At 36.2% G+C, this 16,591-nt stretch carries 16 protein-coding genes; 10 read left to right on the top strand and 6 right to left on the bottom strand.

All coding sequences use genetic code 11. The annotated features are described in order from the left end of the window. Positions 1–906: a 4-hydroxy-tetrahydrodipicolinate synthase gene (gene dapA, locus QUD79_RS12135; RefSeq protein ID WP_385958012.1), complete on the top strand. Its 906-nt coding sequence runs from the start codon at positions 1–3 to the stop codon at positions 904–906. A gap of 199 nt (positions 907–1,105) precedes the next feature. Here dapA and QUD79_RS12130 read toward each other — a convergent pair whose 3' ends face one another. Further along, positions 1,106–1,951 (bottom strand): RluA family pseudouridine synthase, encoded by an 846-nt coding sequence (locus tag QUD79_RS12130; RefSeq protein ID WP_184424139.1) that lies wholly within the window; start codon positions 1,949–1,951, stop codon positions 1,106–1,108. Between the two features lie 135 nt (positions 1,952–2,086). Here QUD79_RS12130 and QUD79_RS12125 point away from each other — a divergent pair, with 135 nt between their 5' ends. Further along, complete coding sequence (locus QUD79_RS12125; protein WP_184424140.1) at positions 2,087–2,443, top strand: ribonuclease E inhibitor RraB; 357 nt, start codon at positions 2,087–2,089, stop codon at positions 2,441–2,443. Positions 2,444–2,490: 47 nt separating this feature from the next. Then, the gene (locus QUD79_RS12120) at positions 2,491–2,715 is read left to right on the top strand and encodes a hypothetical protein (RefSeq protein ID WP_184424141.1); all 225 of its coding nucleotides are present in this window, start codon (positions 2,491–2,493) and stop codon (positions 2,713–2,715) included. An 8-nt stretch (positions 2,716–2,723) separates the two neighbouring features. Here QUD79_RS12120 and QUD79_RS12115 read toward each other — a convergent pair whose 3' ends face one another. The 3 genes from QUD79_RS12115 to QUD79_RS12105 all read right to left on the bottom strand — a co-directional run bounded on the left by QUD79_RS12115 (position 2,724) and on the right by QUD79_RS12105 (position 4,587). Then, a complete protein-coding gene (locus QUD79_RS12115; RefSeq protein ID WP_184424142.1) occupies positions 2,724–3,398 on the bottom strand; it encodes a nitroreductase family protein in 675 nt (224 codons plus the stop codon). 2 nt (positions 3,399–3,400) lie between these two features. Next, positions 3,401–3,541, bottom strand: a complete 141-nt coding sequence (locus tag QUD79_RS12110; RefSeq protein WP_184424143.1) for a hypothetical protein — start codon at positions 3,539–3,541, stop codon at positions 3,401–3,403. Between the two features lie 257 nt (positions 3,542–3,798). Beyond that, entirely contained in the window at positions 3,799–4,587 is a 789-nt protein-coding gene (locus QUD79_RS12105) for a peptidylprolyl isomerase (protein WP_246454940.1), read from the bottom strand. A gap of 238 nt (positions 4,588–4,825) precedes the next feature. Here QUD79_RS12105 and QUD79_RS12100 point away from each other — a divergent pair, with 238 nt between their 5' ends. The 5 genes from QUD79_RS12100 to QUD79_RS12080 all read left to right on the top strand — a co-directional run bounded on the left by QUD79_RS12100 (position 4,826) and on the right by QUD79_RS12080 (position 8,064). Beyond that, positions 4,826–5,338, top strand: a complete 513-nt coding sequence (locus QUD79_RS12100) for an RNA methyltransferase (protein WP_184424144.1) — start codon at positions 4,826–4,828, stop codon at positions 5,336–5,338. A gap of 211 nt (positions 5,339–5,549) precedes the next feature. Continuing rightward, complete coding sequence (locus QUD79_RS12095) at positions 5,550–5,759, top strand: cold-shock protein (RefSeq protein ID WP_184424145.1); 210 nt, start codon at positions 5,550–5,552, stop codon at positions 5,757–5,759. A 347-nt stretch (positions 5,760–6,106) separates the two neighbouring features. After that, complete coding sequence (locus QUD79_RS12090; protein ID WP_184424146.1) at positions 6,107–6,904, top strand: DUF2884 family protein; 798 nt, start codon at positions 6,107–6,109, stop codon at positions 6,902–6,904. A gap of 135 nt (positions 6,905–7,039) precedes the next feature. Then, positions 7,040–7,777 carry a tRNA-uridine aminocarboxypropyltransferase gene (locus QUD79_RS12085; RefSeq protein ID WP_184424147.1) on the top strand — a complete coding sequence of 246 codons (738 nt, stop codon included), beginning with the start codon at positions 7,040–7,042 and terminating at the stop codon, positions 7,775–7,777. 95 nt (positions 7,778–7,872) lie between these two features. After that, a complete protein-coding gene (locus QUD79_RS12080) occupies positions 7,873–8,064 on the top strand; it encodes a hypothetical protein (RefSeq protein WP_184424148.1) in 192 nt (63 codons plus the stop codon). A 161-nt stretch (positions 8,065–8,225) separates the two neighbouring features. Here QUD79_RS12080 and QUD79_RS12075 read toward each other — a convergent pair whose 3' ends face one another. Continuing rightward, complete coding sequence (locus QUD79_RS12075) at positions 8,226–9,047, bottom strand: PEP-CTERM sorting domain-containing protein (protein ID WP_184424149.1); 822 nt, start codon at positions 9,045–9,047, stop codon at positions 8,226–8,228. Between the two features lie 286 nt (positions 9,048–9,333). Here QUD79_RS12075 and prsT point away from each other — a divergent pair, with 286 nt between their 5' ends. Then, complete coding sequence (prsT, locus tag QUD79_RS12070; protein ID WP_184424150.1) at positions 9,334–12,135, top strand: XrtA/PEP-CTERM system TPR-repeat protein PrsT; 2,802 nt, start codon at positions 9,334–9,336, stop codon at positions 12,133–12,135. Between the two features lie 16 nt (positions 12,136–12,151). Next, entirely contained in the window at positions 12,152–12,466 is a 315-nt protein-coding gene (locus tag QUD79_RS12065) for a hypothetical protein (RefSeq protein ID WP_184424151.1), read from the top strand. Positions 12,467–12,632: 166 nt separating this feature from the next. Here QUD79_RS12065 and QUD79_RS12060 read toward each other — a convergent pair whose 3' ends face one another. Further along, on the bottom strand, positions 12,633–15,914 hold the full coding sequence (locus tag QUD79_RS12060) for a S41 family peptidase (RefSeq protein WP_184424152.1): 3,282 nt from the start codon (positions 15,912–15,914) through the stop codon (positions 12,633–12,635). Positions 15,915–16,591: the final 677 nt, after the last annotated feature.

Below are 16,591 nucleotides of genomic sequence, written 5' to 3'. Positions count from 1 at the left end.
ATGAAGTGTTTAAAAGCAGCAAGTTTAATTACAGCCATAAAAACGCCTTACAATGAAAATGGAGATATTGATTTAGTAACCTATGATGAGCTTGTCGCTAATCAAATAGCCGCTGGCGTTGATGCAATTGTGGTTGGCGGTACAACAGGAGAGGGGCACTTGTTAAGTTGGGATGAGCATTTAATGCTTATCGCACACAGTGTTCATCAATATGGTAAAGAGTTATTAATTATAGGTAATACAGGTAGTAATAATACTCGTGAAGCGATAAAGGCAACTGAACATGGATTTGCAATGGGAATGGATGCGTCTTTGCAAATTAATCCATACTATGGACGAACATCTATAGCTGGTGTGGGTGTACACTTTAATCGAATTTTAGATATTGGCCCTGCATTTATTTATAATGTACCAGGGCGAACAGGACAGGATTTAACACCAGAGATAATCGAACCATTATCGAAACATAAAAATTTTATTGGTGTTAAAGAATGTGGTGGCAATGAACGCATTGATTATTATGAAAAAAAAGGAATAGCTTGTTGGTCAGGTAATGATGATGAGAGTCATGCCGCGCGTCATCAATTTGGAGCACATGGTGTAATTTCTGTTACTTCTAATTTATTGCCTAAAGCTATGCGTCAGTTAATGGATAATAAAAACGACGAATTGGCCGAACAACTTCGTCCGCTAATGGAGTGGATGTTCTGCGAACCAAACCCTATTTCACTTAATACCGCACTAATGATGACCAAATCAGTTAAGCCAGTATTCAGATTACCATACCAAGCATTAACCGAAGCACAACGAGAAAAAGGTCTCACGTTAATAAATGCATTATCTGCAGATATTACCGACATTAAGGCAACCTTAATGAATGATGAAGACTTTATTTATTCAGTGTAGTTTGTATTCTGCTTTTATATTAATGACTAGGGCGTGTTGATCTTCCGAGTACGGATTAAACATGATTTAATTGAGGCGTACGAATAAAGTGTAGTTATAAGTTCAGCCTTGTATAAACACCAAACAAATCGCTGAAAAATGTACAATAAAGAACAACCTGCCTAGTACTAATCGTATTTCTCAGTAGAGTCGGTTGGTATTATTCATTTATTGAAAGCATTAAGTGATCGGGTAATATAAATCGCTTTTTCTCGGCTGTAATCGGGCATGTAAAGTTAAGTTTGGCGGCAGATAATTGTAAATTCTTTGCCGTTGTTATGTTAACTTGTACTTTATTATAAAGCCTGTCGCCATATACTGGATGGTCGAGGTAAGCTGCGTGCTTTCGTATTTGATGCTTTCGTCCAGTCTCTATCGTTACTTCCACTAATGAAAGATCTTTTTCTTTATCGTAATATAAGCTTTTAAAATGACTTTTTGCCGCCTTATTATCAATTGGCTCAGTAACAGTGATAACACTTTCACTATCAAGCTTGCCCAAACAAATAATATGATATTGCTTTTGTAACGCTCTAGCTTCAAATAGTTTAGTTAATGCTTGTGCAGCTGTTTTACTATGTGCAACAAGTATTAAGCCAGTAGCTGCTCGGTCTAGCCTGTGCACAATAAAAGCAGGCCTTTCTGGTAATAGGTGAGTCTCTGACCAACGAGTAATAGTACAATGATCACTCCATTTAGATCCTTGCGATAACATACCATAAGGCTTATACCAAACACTATAATGTAGACAGTCTTCAATAAGCTCTGCTTGATTAGGCACTTGTGCTAACACTGTTTCATTGTAATAAAAGTGAAGTGTGTCTCCTTGAAGTAAGGTTTTCTTTATACGGCGAAGACGTTGTGTATACTTACCTCTACTTAGCCAGAGAGCACCTTTATTAATCGCTATTTTAATTTGTTGGTGACTTAACTGACAGACTTGCTCAATAGCTTGGATAACGCTTTTTTGTTGTTCAATAACGATATGCTTTTCAATGATAGTCATAATTTTTACAGTTAATTTTAAGGTCGCTAAGTGTAGCAAGTAATTTGTTTATTACTGAATAATAACCGATAATATTTAATTGTGAGCGTGCTTATGTCTATTATAAGCGCAAATTTTTTCAGATTGGGGTAAAAAATGGAACGAAATTTAACGTTATTTCCGCAGGATGCGAATGGAGATGCATTATGGCAAATGCTTCTTGAAGGTGATGACCTATCAGAAGTTAGAGAAGTCGAGTTTTCAGTATTGTTTCCCACTCAAGAATTAGCGTTACAATTTGGTCATTTATTGTTAGAAAATAATCAAAAGCTTTCTTTCTGTCCTTTTCAGGGAGACACAGACTACCCATGGGAAATAACAGCTTACCCAGAAATGGGAGTTAGTTATGAAAATATAATGGCTTACCAGCACTTATTAGAATCAAGCTCAGCACCACTGAAGGGTAAGTTTGATGGCTGGTATTGTGTAACACCAGGAAAATTACCTTATTAGATTAACAAAAAACTGCCTTACAGCTTAGTTAAAGTGAATATGAATTAATGATAGATAAAAACTGCTTCGATGAATTATCAAAACAAAAAGCAAAGTCTTTTAATCAAGAGAAAAACTATATTAAAAAAGCGTTAAATGGCCAAACTATTAACTGTCGAGTTTGCCAAAAGCAACTTCAAATGCAGTTTATTAATGATAAAACACAAGTTAAGCTACAGTGTAAAAGTAGCTGTACCGATATTTTACTTGATATAGACAAAGGCTCTAAATAAATAGTAATTTATAAAAAAGTTGATATTTCGCTTATCGATTTCTTAATTTGTGCATGATGAGGAACAGAAGCATTTTCATCAGGGTAACCAACAATTAGTAGCATATAGGCGCGGTCATTTTCGCTTCTGTTACATATTTTACTCAGAAACGACATAGGCTTAGGAGTATGAATTAATGTGACTAGTCCAGATGTGTGTAGCGCATTAATTAAAAAGCCTGTTGCAATGCCTACCGACTCATGTACATAGTAATTTGTGTTCTTATCTTCAGCATGGATCCCGCCTTTTTTCTCGCTAAAAATAGCTATTAGCCAAGGCGCATGAGTTAAATATGGCTTGTTATCATCTGTACCTAAGGGTTTTAATGCTGTTAGCCATTCATCACCGCCACGTCCTTGATAAAAGCTTTTCTCATGAGTTTCTGCTTGCTCTCTTATTTGTGCTTTGATTTCAGGATCACTAATCGCAACAAAGTGCCAAGGCTGATGGTTAGCCCCGCTAGGAGCGGTGCCAGCTGCTTTGATACAATTTTCAATGACTTCTCTTGCAACAGGGCGATTGCTGAAGCTTCTTATAGAGTGACGGCGCTTAATTTCTTGGTAAAAATTCTCAGAACGTTTCAGCATCTCATGAGCAGGATATTCAATGTAATCACTTAAAGGTGATGAATCATGTGGTTTCATGGTTAAACTTTACCCTTTTTAAAAGTAATACCAGTTTCATTAAATAAGTGATCTATTTTATACGCAGTGAAAACAGTCAAATACAAGGCATTTATTTTCATAACTAGTTGTTCAGGGCAATAATGCTCCTGCATTACCCACATAAGCTACATCCTTGTAGCGATAATTATAAAATAAATAACGCAGTAGTTGATTGTTTTAACCAGTAGAAATGATCACATAATTAGTGAGATTGGTATAAGAGTACCGCAATTAAAACGTATTGAAAATAGCTTATCAAAAGGGAGATAAAGAAAAAGAAGGCTTAAAGGCCTTCTTTATAATATAGCAAAATTGAGATAAAGGTTTTATTAAATTCTGCTGAGCTTAAGTTTATGACAAAGACTTAATTATTGTGTTGCTATTTTTTACGTTTAAGTTGAAATAAAGCAAGAGGTGTTAATAATAATAGCCAAAACATGTTACCACCGCTGCTATCTGATTCTTTTTCAGGCTCTGGTGACTTGTTGATTAAGGTGTTTTTAACTGAATTTAAGGTGTTGTCAGTATTATCGTCATCATTTAATACTGTTACGTTATAGATAGTGACAAAATTATCAGCGCCAGGTGTTTCACAGCTAGTCGCTTCATTATTGTTTACAGGAACATTATCTATTTTAAAGCCACTTTCAGTTGGGGTTTGATTGCAACGAGGCAAACTCGCAATAGCATCGAATACCTCCATTCCATCTTCGATAACTTCACCAAAAACGGTAAAACCACTATTTTGCACATCTAAGTTTGCACTGTTGTCATTTAAACTGACAAACCATTGGCTGGTAGCACTATTAGGGTTGTTGGCTTGCTTTGCCATGGCAATAGTGCCACGAACATTTGAATAAACAGGTTCATTTTTTACTGAAGTAAATGTTTCAATTCCTTTTAATGGTAGTGCATCATTAAAGGCAAACCCTCCACCTTGTACAACAAAATTGGTTTCTGAGCGGTGTATAATAGTGTTGTTGTAACGCTCGCTAGTAATATATTGTAAAAAGTTAGCAACAGTTAGTGGGGTGGTTTTGTCATGTAAATTCACTTTGAAACTGCCATGTGAGGTATTGAACTCAACAATAGAAGCTTGAACTGTACCACTAAACATAACTACGGCTAACGCAAGTGAACTAAATGTTTTATTAATAGACTGGATCATAATATTACTACAATTAAATTTAATTAAATTAAAGCGCGTTAGTATACGTATTATCGAATAAAAGCCAAGTAGATATGCTTATTCGATATTCAGTTACGATATTATTCCTTAAGCGTTAAGGCTCGAAATTTTTTGTAGATAAACTCAATTAAAATAACGTTACTCAAAGGTTATGCTTGTATAACGCTAAATAAAAAAAGAAAATAAACAGATACAAGCAACTAAGATCAAACAAAACATGACAAAACCAAGTGTGAAAATTGCGTTAACCAACCCTAAAAGCCCAACTAATGTTGGTGCTGTGATAAGGGCAGCAGGATGCTACCAAGCTAATGAAATTTATTATACTGGTCAGCGTTACGAACGAGCTGCTAAGTATAATACTGATACTAAAAATGCCAATCTACATATTCCATTAACAGCAGTATCAAGTATCTTATCGATTCCCTTAAATAGCGCAAAACTGGTTTGTGTAGAGTTAGTCGAAGGTGCAACAGCCTTGCCAGAGTTTAATCACCCTGAAAATGCTATCTACGTTTTTGGCGCTGAAGATAGCACAATTAGTCAAGAGGTTATAAATAAGGCAGATCATGTAGTCTACATACCTACTGTTGGCTGTATGAACTTGGCAGCAACCGTTAATGTAGTGTTATACGATCGTTTAGCAAAGTCTGATAATTACCCTTGCGGAGACTTGTTAATTAAATCGAGTCGAGACACAAACAATACCGTTAAAGTTAATCAAAAATAGATACATTGAAAACTGTTTAGGCGAAATAGCTTGACTCTAAATTAATAGTGGTTAGAATGCCCTTAGCTAGAAAGTAAGACCTATATTTATATACACCGTACCGCGTTATTTGTAGTAGCTCGTCCCGTTTAATAAGTCATAGTAACACTTCCTGCACTACCGCTTTGCAATTTTGTAAAGTAACAATTTTTAATTTTTTAGGATAAATATTATGTCTGATAAAACTACTGGTACAGTAAAATGGTTTAACGAATCTAAAGGTTTTGGCTTCATCGAGCAAGAATCTGGTCCTGACGTTTTCGCACATTTCAGTGCAATTTCTGGTGACGGTTTCAAAACGTTAGCAGAAGGTCAAAAAGTTGAGTTCACAGTAACTCAAGGCCAAAAAGGTCCTCAAGCGGAAAATATCGTCGCTTTATAATTTTAATACGCTATTTATAGTAAGTTAAAATACGAAAGGGTAAGATTAGTTCTTACCCTTTTTTAATGCCCAAAATAAACATATCAACTCAACTCAACGATAGACTATACACCCCGCACAAAATTACTGTTTACTATTTCTGTATCTAGCTGATGGCTAAAATCACTATATTTTCGTAATTTAAACTAAAATAATTGTTAGTTATACTTGTTGTTTTTTCTTGTTATCTCCAACCTATTGAAAAGGTTGTACTTTATAAGTTGGTACAACAATTGATAGTATATGGCTAGTTCAGCTATTTAAATGATTACAAATAGCTTAGTTATTAAAATAAATAAGGTACTCAGATGAAAACATTGTTAGCGGCTTCAATTATACTGGCATCAACCTCTGCTCTTGCTCATAATTCGTCTTACTCAACTGATTCATGCGATGTTGAATTAGATGGTGGTATTAACATTACAGTTGATAGCTTAGAATTTACAAAAAATAAAAAACCATTATACAAAATCACTAATAATCAGCTTTATATTGATGGTGAAATCGTTTCGTTAAACGGCGACCAACAAGCACTAATAACACAATACGCTGAAAATATTAGGGCAGTTGTTCCACAAGTGAAAACCATTGCTGAAGATGCGTTAGACCTTGCTGTTGATGGTGTAAACTTGGCGCTTAATGAATTATTAGGTGAAGGCAATAACTTAGGCCAAGAGCTAACAACAGAGTTAGGTAAAATTCGTTCTGACATTCAAATGAAGTTTGATGGTAATTCACCGATTAAGTTTGACGAAGATGGTTTTGATGGTGATGAGTTTTTTGGTGAAGAGTTTGAACAACGCATAGAAGTATTACTCGAGAAAACAATTCAGAATTCAATGGGAGCTTTGCTTGTTGCTATTGGACAAGAGTTACTGTTTTCTGGTGGTAATGAAGGTGCATTTGAAACGCGTATGGAAAAATTTGGTGAAACCATTGAGTATGAAATGGAATCTCGTGGCAAACGTATAGAGCAAAGTGCCGATGCATTGTGTGGTTCAATTATTGACATTGATACTATTGAAGAGCAGCTAAAGTCGAGTATTAAAGCGTTATCGAAAACAAACTTTATTACGGTAAACGAGAAAGCTAAAAGCGCGACATAACTCAGGTTACTTAATTTATATTTTCTCTTTTGGGCATAAAACTATGCCCTTTTTTATACCTGTAAGTTTTTAAATAGCCGGCTAAAGTAGAATTGTTGTATAATCATAGCTGACTTTTTCTCAGTTAAGCTTCTAATGCATTCAGTTCATCAACTCTATTTAAAACGAAAAGAAATTTCTACTAAACCATTTAAAGCCAGAGGTTTTCGTGTTGAACGTTGTGAAATTTGTCGTTTAGCCTCAACCAATTGTATTTGCCAGTGGCGCGAGCAAACCGATTGCCAAGCAGGTTTTTTGTTACTAATGTACGACACTGAGGTATTAAAACCGAGTAATACGGGTAGGTTAATTGCAGATGTTATTCCCAATTGCTTTGCGTTTTTATGGTCTAGAACTGAAGTTGAGTCGTCATTATTAGCCATATTAAACGACAAAAAATGGCAGCCTTTTGTGATATTTCCACAAGAATATGCAACGCCAAGCCTACAAATTATTAATAATGTGCCAGTGTTGACTAGTGATAAAAAACCCTTATTTATAATGCTTGATGGTAGCTGGCGTGAAGCTAAAAAAATGTTTCGTAAAAGTCCTTATTTAAGTCACTTGCCGGTATTATCGATTGATTTGAATACGTTAGCGATTGAAGATAAAACGTCTCAATATCAAATTAGAAAAGCGATCAATCCAAACCAATTAGCAACGGCTGAAGTAGCCGCGCATATTTTAGCCCTTGCTGGTGAGCATGATACTTCACAACGTTTAACTGCTTGGTTTAACCTCTTTACTTATCAATACCAAAAGAGTGTATGTCGTACTAACTATGGTGACCCACAAGCATTAGAAAAATACTTGTCATTACTAACGGTTAAGTAATACCAATCTCACTAATTATGTGAACATTTCTACTGGCTAAAACAGTCAACTACTGCGTTATTTATTTTATAATTATCGCTACAAGGATGTAGCTTATGTGGGTAATGCAGGAGCATTATTGCCCTGAACAACTAGTTATGAAAATAAATGCCTTGTATTTGACTGTTTTCACTGCGTATAAAATAGATCACTTAATTAATGAAACTGGTATAAGTACAGTAATGGCGAGAATTAGAGCGAGCAATAATAATAAATATTCACTATTGCTCGCTTGCGAAGCTTTTTGATAGTTAAAGCAGCAGCCAGTTTGAATCATTACATGGCCTCTAAATCTGTAATTTTAATAGGGAGGAAAATAACTTAAAAGACATGTTATTAAAAGGTTAGAGGTAAAAATTAGACACAAAAAAAGCGACACAAAGTCGCTTTTTTACTACTATATTTTTAATTATTTTACTTTGCGACGATACGCAATACCTGCTAAACCAAGTAACATGATCATAATGGTTTGTGGCTCTGGTACAACAGTACTGTTGTCACCACCGCCGCCTGGAGGAGTCACAGATACTAATCCTTCAATAATGTCGTTTGCACAAGTCATTGCCCAACGAAATGCAATTTGATTTGCTGTTTCTAAAGCTGTGCCAGCTACATCAAAAGAAAAGCTAACGTTACCGTAATAAATATTGTTTTTGGTGTATGAATAGCCACCCACATTCCAGTTTGATTGACTATGAGTAGTTTGGTTGCTTTTATCGTGCAGCATTACCGCTTGATTAGTTCTTACTCCACTACCCAATAATTGGTTTGCAGTATATACGTCATTATTATCAAAACCGGACTTTAACCGCCCTTGGCCATAACTTTTATAACGGTCACCCCCTAGGTCGTAGGCATAATTCCAGTTAGTGCCTGTATTGCTATTGTGGTAATCTTTTGAAAATAAATCTCCACCATGTGGCTGGCCTGTAGTTGGGTTCCAAGGGTTACTACCATCATTAGTGGTAGCCATAAACAAATCACCAAGTTTTACACCATTGGTGTTAATATCGTTGTAAAACGCAGTAAAAATATTCACGCTTAATATGCTGCCTGTGCGGCTTACTACCATTTTATCTATATCATAATACTTATCTTGGCCGTAAACATCGCCAGAATATCCCGCGCCAATATAGTTATCCATAATTGTTGTTGCTGGAATATCAGCGGCAACAGCCGTTAAGCTTGATGCTGAAAAAGCGATTGCTGCAATCCATTTAAAATACTTCATAATTCTTTCCTGTTAATACTAATTAACTAAATACGCTATTACTTGATATAAGCAAAAATTAGACCGTAATTTATTTTTTCTTTTAAATACATGGTTTTACTTTTTTTTATAAGTTTTTATCTACCTATTAATAAGGTAATTGTAAATTTTTTCGACACTTGAGTAAATACATTCTTAGCAAGCGGCAATCAGTTAAATTCAATTATATACGTCAGTGCTAGATATTTACCGATACTCACAGTATTCTAACCTACTTAGAGAATAATTTCTTGTAGGTAATGGTATTATGGCAGTAAACAATAAACTTAAAAAACTATTATTGTTGGGTGCGGTGGTGTTTGCTCAACCATCGTTTGCATTCACAGAGCAAACAAGCAATCAGCCTTATGAAGAGGCGTTAAAAAGCTTTTATGGCTCAGAACTTAATGCAGCAATTATTCATTTAAAAAATGCCTTACAAAATCAGCCGAACCACTTACCATCACTCGTTTTATTAGCAGAAGTTTACATTGCCAAAGGTGATGGGGCCGCGGCTGAAGACTCGCTACTAAAAGCACGTCAACTAGATGCTGATGAAAAAAAAATATTACCTTTGTTATTAGAGGCGTATTTATTACAGCAAAAGTATAAGCAAGTTATTAATAACGAGCATACTGATTTTGCTAATGCGTCATTACAAAGTAAGTTGCTAGTGCTTAAAGGACGTGCTCATGTTGAATTAAATGAAATAGAGCAAGCCAAAGCTGTATATCAACAAGCACTCGACTATTCTGGAAAAAATATACAAGCATTGCTAGGTATGGGGCAAGTTCATTTATTAAAGTATCAATATGCGCAAGCCAGAGTATATATTAATAGCGTGCTAACTTTTTCACCTATCAATAGTAATGCATTGGTAATGTTAGCTAATATCGAACAAAGTGAAGGTAATGTAGAAGAAGCACTGACAATAATTTCTCAGGTTATCGAACTGAATAATCAAAACTTTCCTGCGCTACTTACAAGAGCAAGCCTATACATTGAACAGAATAAGTTCTCGTTAGCGCTCGCTGATGTTGATGTGATCCTCAAAGAAATTCCTAACGAGCCAAAAGCTAATTACTTAAAAGTTGTCGCATCTGCCGCGCTGGGCGATTTAAGTACCAGTGAAGCCACAGTTGAGCATTTAAACTTAGTGCTTTCGGGGTTACCAAACGATGTTATGCAGCAAAACCCAGTTTATTTGTACTTAGCCGGTATTGTTAGCTTTCAACAACAAGAATACCGTAAAGCGCAAGACGTTCTGAACCGTTACATTGATATTATAAATGATGACCCCAGAGCGCTTAAATTGCTGGCAAGAACGGAAATGGCACTTAATCAGTATGCAATGGCAAAAACATATTTAATTAAAGCACGACTAATTGCGCCAGAGGATATCGAAACATGGTCGTTACTAGGGCATACCTTACTTAATTTAGGAGAGGTTGAAAAAGCCCAACAATACTATATGGATGTTGTAAGTGTTAATAATGAGGAACCTGAAGCATTATACGACTTAGCCAACTTGCAAGTGCTAACGGGTCAAAACCAACTAGCGATAGAAAACATTCTTAACATTATGAAAACAACAGAGAGTGAAGATGTTTTATTATTACTGGCTAGTGCTTATAAAAATAATAATCAATACAGTGAAGCACTTGATACTGTTGAACAATTGATAACCTTGGATCCAACGTCGAGTTATTTTCATCAACAACGTGGTATATTATTGGGCGTTTTAGGCAAACATAAAGAAGCGAAGCAGGCTTTACTTACTTCTGAAAAACTCGATCCTAACAATTTAATTACGATTATTCATCTAGCCCGTATTGATGTAGTGGAAGGAAATATTAGCAGTGCCATTGAACGTATACAGTCAAAAATACAAGAACAACCAACTCCACCGGCATCTCTGTTTATTGAATTAGGTAGCTTATACCAACGCTCAGGCGACTTAGATAATGCCACAACTTATTTTGAAAAAGCCTATAGCCAAAATAGAAATAACCATGACGCTATTACGAATGTTCTTGGTGTTTTTGTGCTTAAAGGAGAGATCACTAAAGCAATATCTATCGCTAAAGAGTTTCTGGCGAGAAACAATAAAGAGGGCAGTATTTACTTAGCGCTAGCCAATCTCTATATGTCTGTTAAGAACTACAAAGAAGCCGATAACGCCTACGTATTATCGATTAAAAATAGTAACAACAAGTCGCATGTTTACGGGGTTTATGCTGACGCTCAAATTAAGATGAATAATATTGATGGCGCAATACTAAGTCTACAGCGAGCAATCTCATGGAATGAGCAAGACTTAAGTCATTACTTAACGCTATTTGATCTACTGTTGAAAAATAACAAAACAATTTTAGCGACTAAATTACTTGAAAATATCAATACGAAAGTTAATGACGCCGCACTATTAGAACGTTTAGCAGGAGACTTAGCGCGCTTTTCAGATCAATCTAAACAGGCTATTACTCATTATAATGCTTCATTAAAACACCAACAAACACGACCTGCAGTTTTTGGTTTGTATCGAATTTACAATGAAAAACTGCGTTTTGATGATTCGTTAACTTTGTTAAGTAATTGGATTAATACAGCACCAAATGATTTAGTTGCACATATTGCCATTGCAGATACATACTCGGCCCAAAATAACCTAACGAAAGCAGCTGAATATTATCAAATGCTAGTAGAAACATATGGTGAAATGCCGATACTACTTAATAACTTAGCACAGATACAAATTAGCTTGAAACAATTTCAACAGGCTCAAGTCAATGCCGAGAAAGCATTTAAGGCATTACCTAATAACAACGCCATTATTGATACGCTAGCTTGGACATATAGCTTAAACGGTGCATACCAACAAGCATTACCTTTATATCGCCAAGCCCTGTCTAAAGACTCAGGCAATGCCGAATTGAAGTACCATTTAGCCTATACTTTAGTTAAATTACAAAGGGTAGAAGAGGCAAAAAAACTGCTTAGTGAATCAGTGCTTAGCGGTCAATCGTTTAAAGAGCTTGAAGATGCAAAATTACTCTTAGAAACCTTGTAGCGACGAAAGAGAAACAATGACTATAGATAAACAAGCATATATAAATGAATGTTATCGACAATTTTTAGCCTACTTTACCCAGTTAAGCAGTGGGGAGATTGAAACTGAAAAGAAAAATCGACTGCAAGGTTTTATCAATGCGGGGCAGTTTTTAAATATACTCTCTCATGCTGACGCTCAGCAGTTAATGAATCAAGCGCATTTAGAGGTGTTTGGTAAAACCACTGAACAGCGTTTAGAAGCTAAAGCATTTTTACAGTCAGTTAGAAAAGGGGAAAAAGAAGAGGTTTTTAGTATACCCGCAATTAGTCGTAAGAAAAAACAGCGATAACTAGCGTGTTTTGTAGTGCAATAGTCAGATGTTTTATAAACTAACTTTTGACTTTACCTAGACGTTGCTGTGACTTATCAAGAGCAAAGCAAGGACAAAGAAAGAAATTTTAGCCCAACGTTTTTGAACGATGGGCTAAAATGGCGCTTAACTCTTTATACACCCCTTAATTTGGCAGTATATCTGCTGCCGGTATTGGATTTTTAGGGAAAGGTTGCGCTTTTAACGGCAGAATAGGCGACTTTTTCATTTCATCTTGTAAATACTTTATCGCAAATTCTAATTGTGCATCTTTTCCATTAAAGGTTTCATGGGGTAAGTTATCTACTTCAATTGTTGGTGTTACACCACTTCCTTCAACTACCCACCGACCATCCATAGCGTATTGTGGGAATTCTGCAACACGAGCCATGCCATTGTCTACCAATCTATTCATGCCACGCAGCCAAACGCCAGCGCCTGCTGTTTGCTTACCAATAACAGGGGCAAGGTTAAGAGCTTTTATACCTGCAGTGAACGTTTCTCCGTCAGAATAGGTGTATTGATCGGCTAACACTACTAAATGACCACGAAAAGTTTGTTGCATATTAGTATTTGGAGCGCCAATAGGTGCTTGCCAAAACATCCATGCGCGTCGTAATAGCTTTTCAATAATCCAACTGTCAATATTGCCGCCGCGGTTACGTCTAACATCTATAATTAAGCCATGCTTGTTGTAATTAGCGTAAAACTCACGAGCAAAACTCGCAATATCGCTAGAGCCCATGGCATGTAAGTGCAAGTAGCCAATTTTTTCATCTGCCTTGTTCACTTTCACGCGGTTGTTATTAACCCAATCGTTGTAGCGAAAACGACTGTCTTGCCTGGCTGATGCTGGAGTAACAACTGTTTTCAACGTTTGTTTCTTCCGTTTCAGCGAAAGTAGTACTTGCTTACCTGCTTGGTTACGCAATAAATTATTGATTTGTGCAATTGAGGTGGTTTTTATGCCATTAATTGCCGTTATCACATCTCCGTTTTGTGCATTCACTCCAGGGCGTAATAATGGCGCTGCTTGGTTTGGTAGTTCATGGTCAAACTGATAAATATGCTCTATCTGAACACCATCTTTAACTTGTGCTAAAATAGCACCTAAAGATGCGGTTTTGGCACTATTAGGATCTTTAGCAACATCACCACCTCTAACCTGAGAATGTAGCGCATTAAGCTCGCCCATCATTTGGCTAAAGATATCATTGAGTTCGTAGCGATCAGTAATTCTATTAAGTAAAGGTAGGTATTTCTTTTTGGTCGCTTGCCAATTTAGGCCCCGCATATTTTTATCAAAAAATGAGTCTCTATGCATTAACCAAGCATCATGAAAAATTTGATTCCACTCTTGTCTTGGGTTAATAAGTAATTGCCAATCTCTAGTGATTACTGCTGAGTCTTTAAGATCTTTAGCCATCTTTGCGCCGGCATCAACAATAAATAATTTACTATTATTACCGCCTTGCTGTTTTACAAACATTCTTTTGCCATTATCTGAAAGACTGTAGGTGTCTACATTGCCTGCAAATGTTTCAAGCTCGGGAGAGGCTTTAATTTTTATTGACTTAATACTTGGCTTACTTTTAGGTTCGTTAATGCGGTCAATTACATATAAAAACTTGTCATTCATTGCTAAATTATAATAATTGCCCGATGCAACAGGTACTTGCCAAAGACGGTTAGTTAGCCCTTTCCAGTCTACTAAGTTAGCTTTACTCGCTTTTTTCGGTTTATCTTTTTTAGTGTCTGATTTTTCGTTATTTTCATCACTATTTTTCATTAGTTCATTAGGTGTTTGAAATGGAAATTGAGCATCTTTTTTCAGTGCATAAGCAAATACTTCAGTTCTTCTGTCGAACATTGTGCCTAAATTTCTGTCACCCCATGGTGAGCTAGGGCTAGCAGTAAAGGCCCGGTCTGATAAAAAGTAAATCCAGTTGCCATCAGGACTAAAAGCGGGTGAAAACGAATTATACTTGTCACTGGTTAAGGTAACTTGCTTATCTTCAGCTAGTGAATAAAGTAGTACTCGGCTTCTTTCGTCGTTTTGGTCAGATCTTGTGGTTGCTAATAATTGGCTGTCAGCAGACCATACAACTCTTGAGTAAGGACTTAGGCCAGCGCCCTGAGTGATAATCTTTTTATTTGAGCCACTCTCTATATTAAGTAACCAAAGGTCACCATTCATGTCATCATGAGCAAGCCATTTTCCATCGGGAGAAAGTGAAAGGTCCCAGCGGAAAATAGCGCCATCGCTCGTAAGCTGTTTAGCATTGTTTGAACCATCTGCAGCATACTTCCAAATTTCTAACTCACCACTGGCATCATTAATAGCATAGACCCATTTACCGTCATGGCTTAATATTGCGTTTCGCGTTCTAGATTCAGGATCCGTTGCAACTTCTACTAATCTAGACTTATCAATACTCGCAATTGCGACTCTGCCTCGGGCAGTAATCACCACTTTATCAAAGTCGGCTGCCAAACGAGTTGAGCTAGCATACTTTAATGGGGTGTTTAGCCAGTGTTCCCGTAAATTGGGTAGATCAGAGGTGATCTCAATAGCTAAAGTTTCACTTTTTGTTTGAGCTAAATTGAGTAATTTAATATCAGCCCCTAACTGATAAACAATTTTGCCCTGATCTAACTTAGCAGAACGAACAGGCCATTCTTTATAAGTTGTCACTTGTGTTTTATTGCTTCCATCTAAGTTCATAGACCAAATGTTATCGTTACCGCTGGCATCGCTAACAAAATAAAGCTTGTTTTGGTATACCATTGGCTGACGTACAGAGCCAATATGATCTGCGGTTAATTTTTTTGCTTCAGTCTTTGTACCTAATTGATAAGACCACATTTCGCCCTTTGCACCACCTCGGTAAACCTTGGCATTGTCGGTAGACACTTGCAGTCCAAACTGAACAAAATAAACATGTTTATTATGCTGATCAATAGTGCCTTCTACAGCATCGGCTAAAGGGATAGATTGTGCTATTAATGTATCGGGGTTAACTTGGCGCAGTGTCCAGTTACCTGTTGGCCCAACACGATTATTGGTGCTGTATAAAATTTCTCCTTTAGAGGTCCAACCTTGAACCCGTACGGCGCTATTTTCAAAACTTACTCGTTTTGCAATGCCTCCGTTAATGCCAATTACGTAAACCTCAGTTGCTCCTTCATAATTTGCAGCAAAAGCAACTTGTTTACCATCATCTGAAATAGCTGCTTGGGTTTCTTCTGCAGGATGAGTGGTTAATCGGCGGGCTTGCACTTGATTTAACTCTTTTACCCAGAGATCACCCTCAGCGGTAAAAACAAGCGTGTTGTTATTTATATCGGGTGAACGATAATAACCAGTAGATGCAACAGCAGAGCCACATAAACCCAGTAACAATGCGGCAGTAAGTTTGAATTTCATATCAATCCTTTTATTATTTATATTTGTTGATAGCATTTATAAGTGAGTAAACCTTACATTAACCCACCTTGATTTTCATCTTGGACTTGTTGTTTAAAGTAGTTAAATTGTTACAAAAAATACTAATTAATGAAACTGGTATAAATTAATTAACCTGAGTTCGGGATAATGGATGTGCATAAAAAGATTTTAAATGATATTTTACAATGTTTTAGGTGACTTTATAAAAATACTAGGTGCATTGTAACTCAACCAATGCTAAAAGTTTTGTGTGAATCAAGGCTAATTTGTGTACCTAATAGCTGGCTATTAGTAGCAAATTATACGCAGATACGCACGAAAATCTTAGCTTTGGTGTGCTTAGCTTATCCCGAACTCAGGTTAATTAGTATATAAAGTATTTTAGGCATAAAAAAAGCCACTAAAAGTGGCTTTATTTATCAAAGTGGTGGGCTGGCGTCATCTGAATTAAATGCGTAACGGTTTGTTTTTTAATGCGTTTTTGTTTTTATTGTTGTTGCGTTGTTACATTTGGTGTTACTAAAAAGTAATATCATCATTTTTATAAAAGATTATTAAATTGGCTGTTTTAGCTATTTATCTGATGTGTTGTATCTAATAATAGTGTCAGAATAAGCATTAGTAATGCGACTACCATCAACTAAGCTGATACTTAT

The organism is Thalassotalea piscium, from assembly GCF_030295935.1.
GTDB lineage: Bacteria > Pseudomonadota > Gammaproteobacteria > Enterobacterales > Alteromonadaceae > Thalassotalea_B > Thalassotalea_B piscium.
The sequence above is the reverse complement of the archived record's forward strand: the minus strand, read 5'-3'. Positions and strand labels throughout refer to the sequence as shown.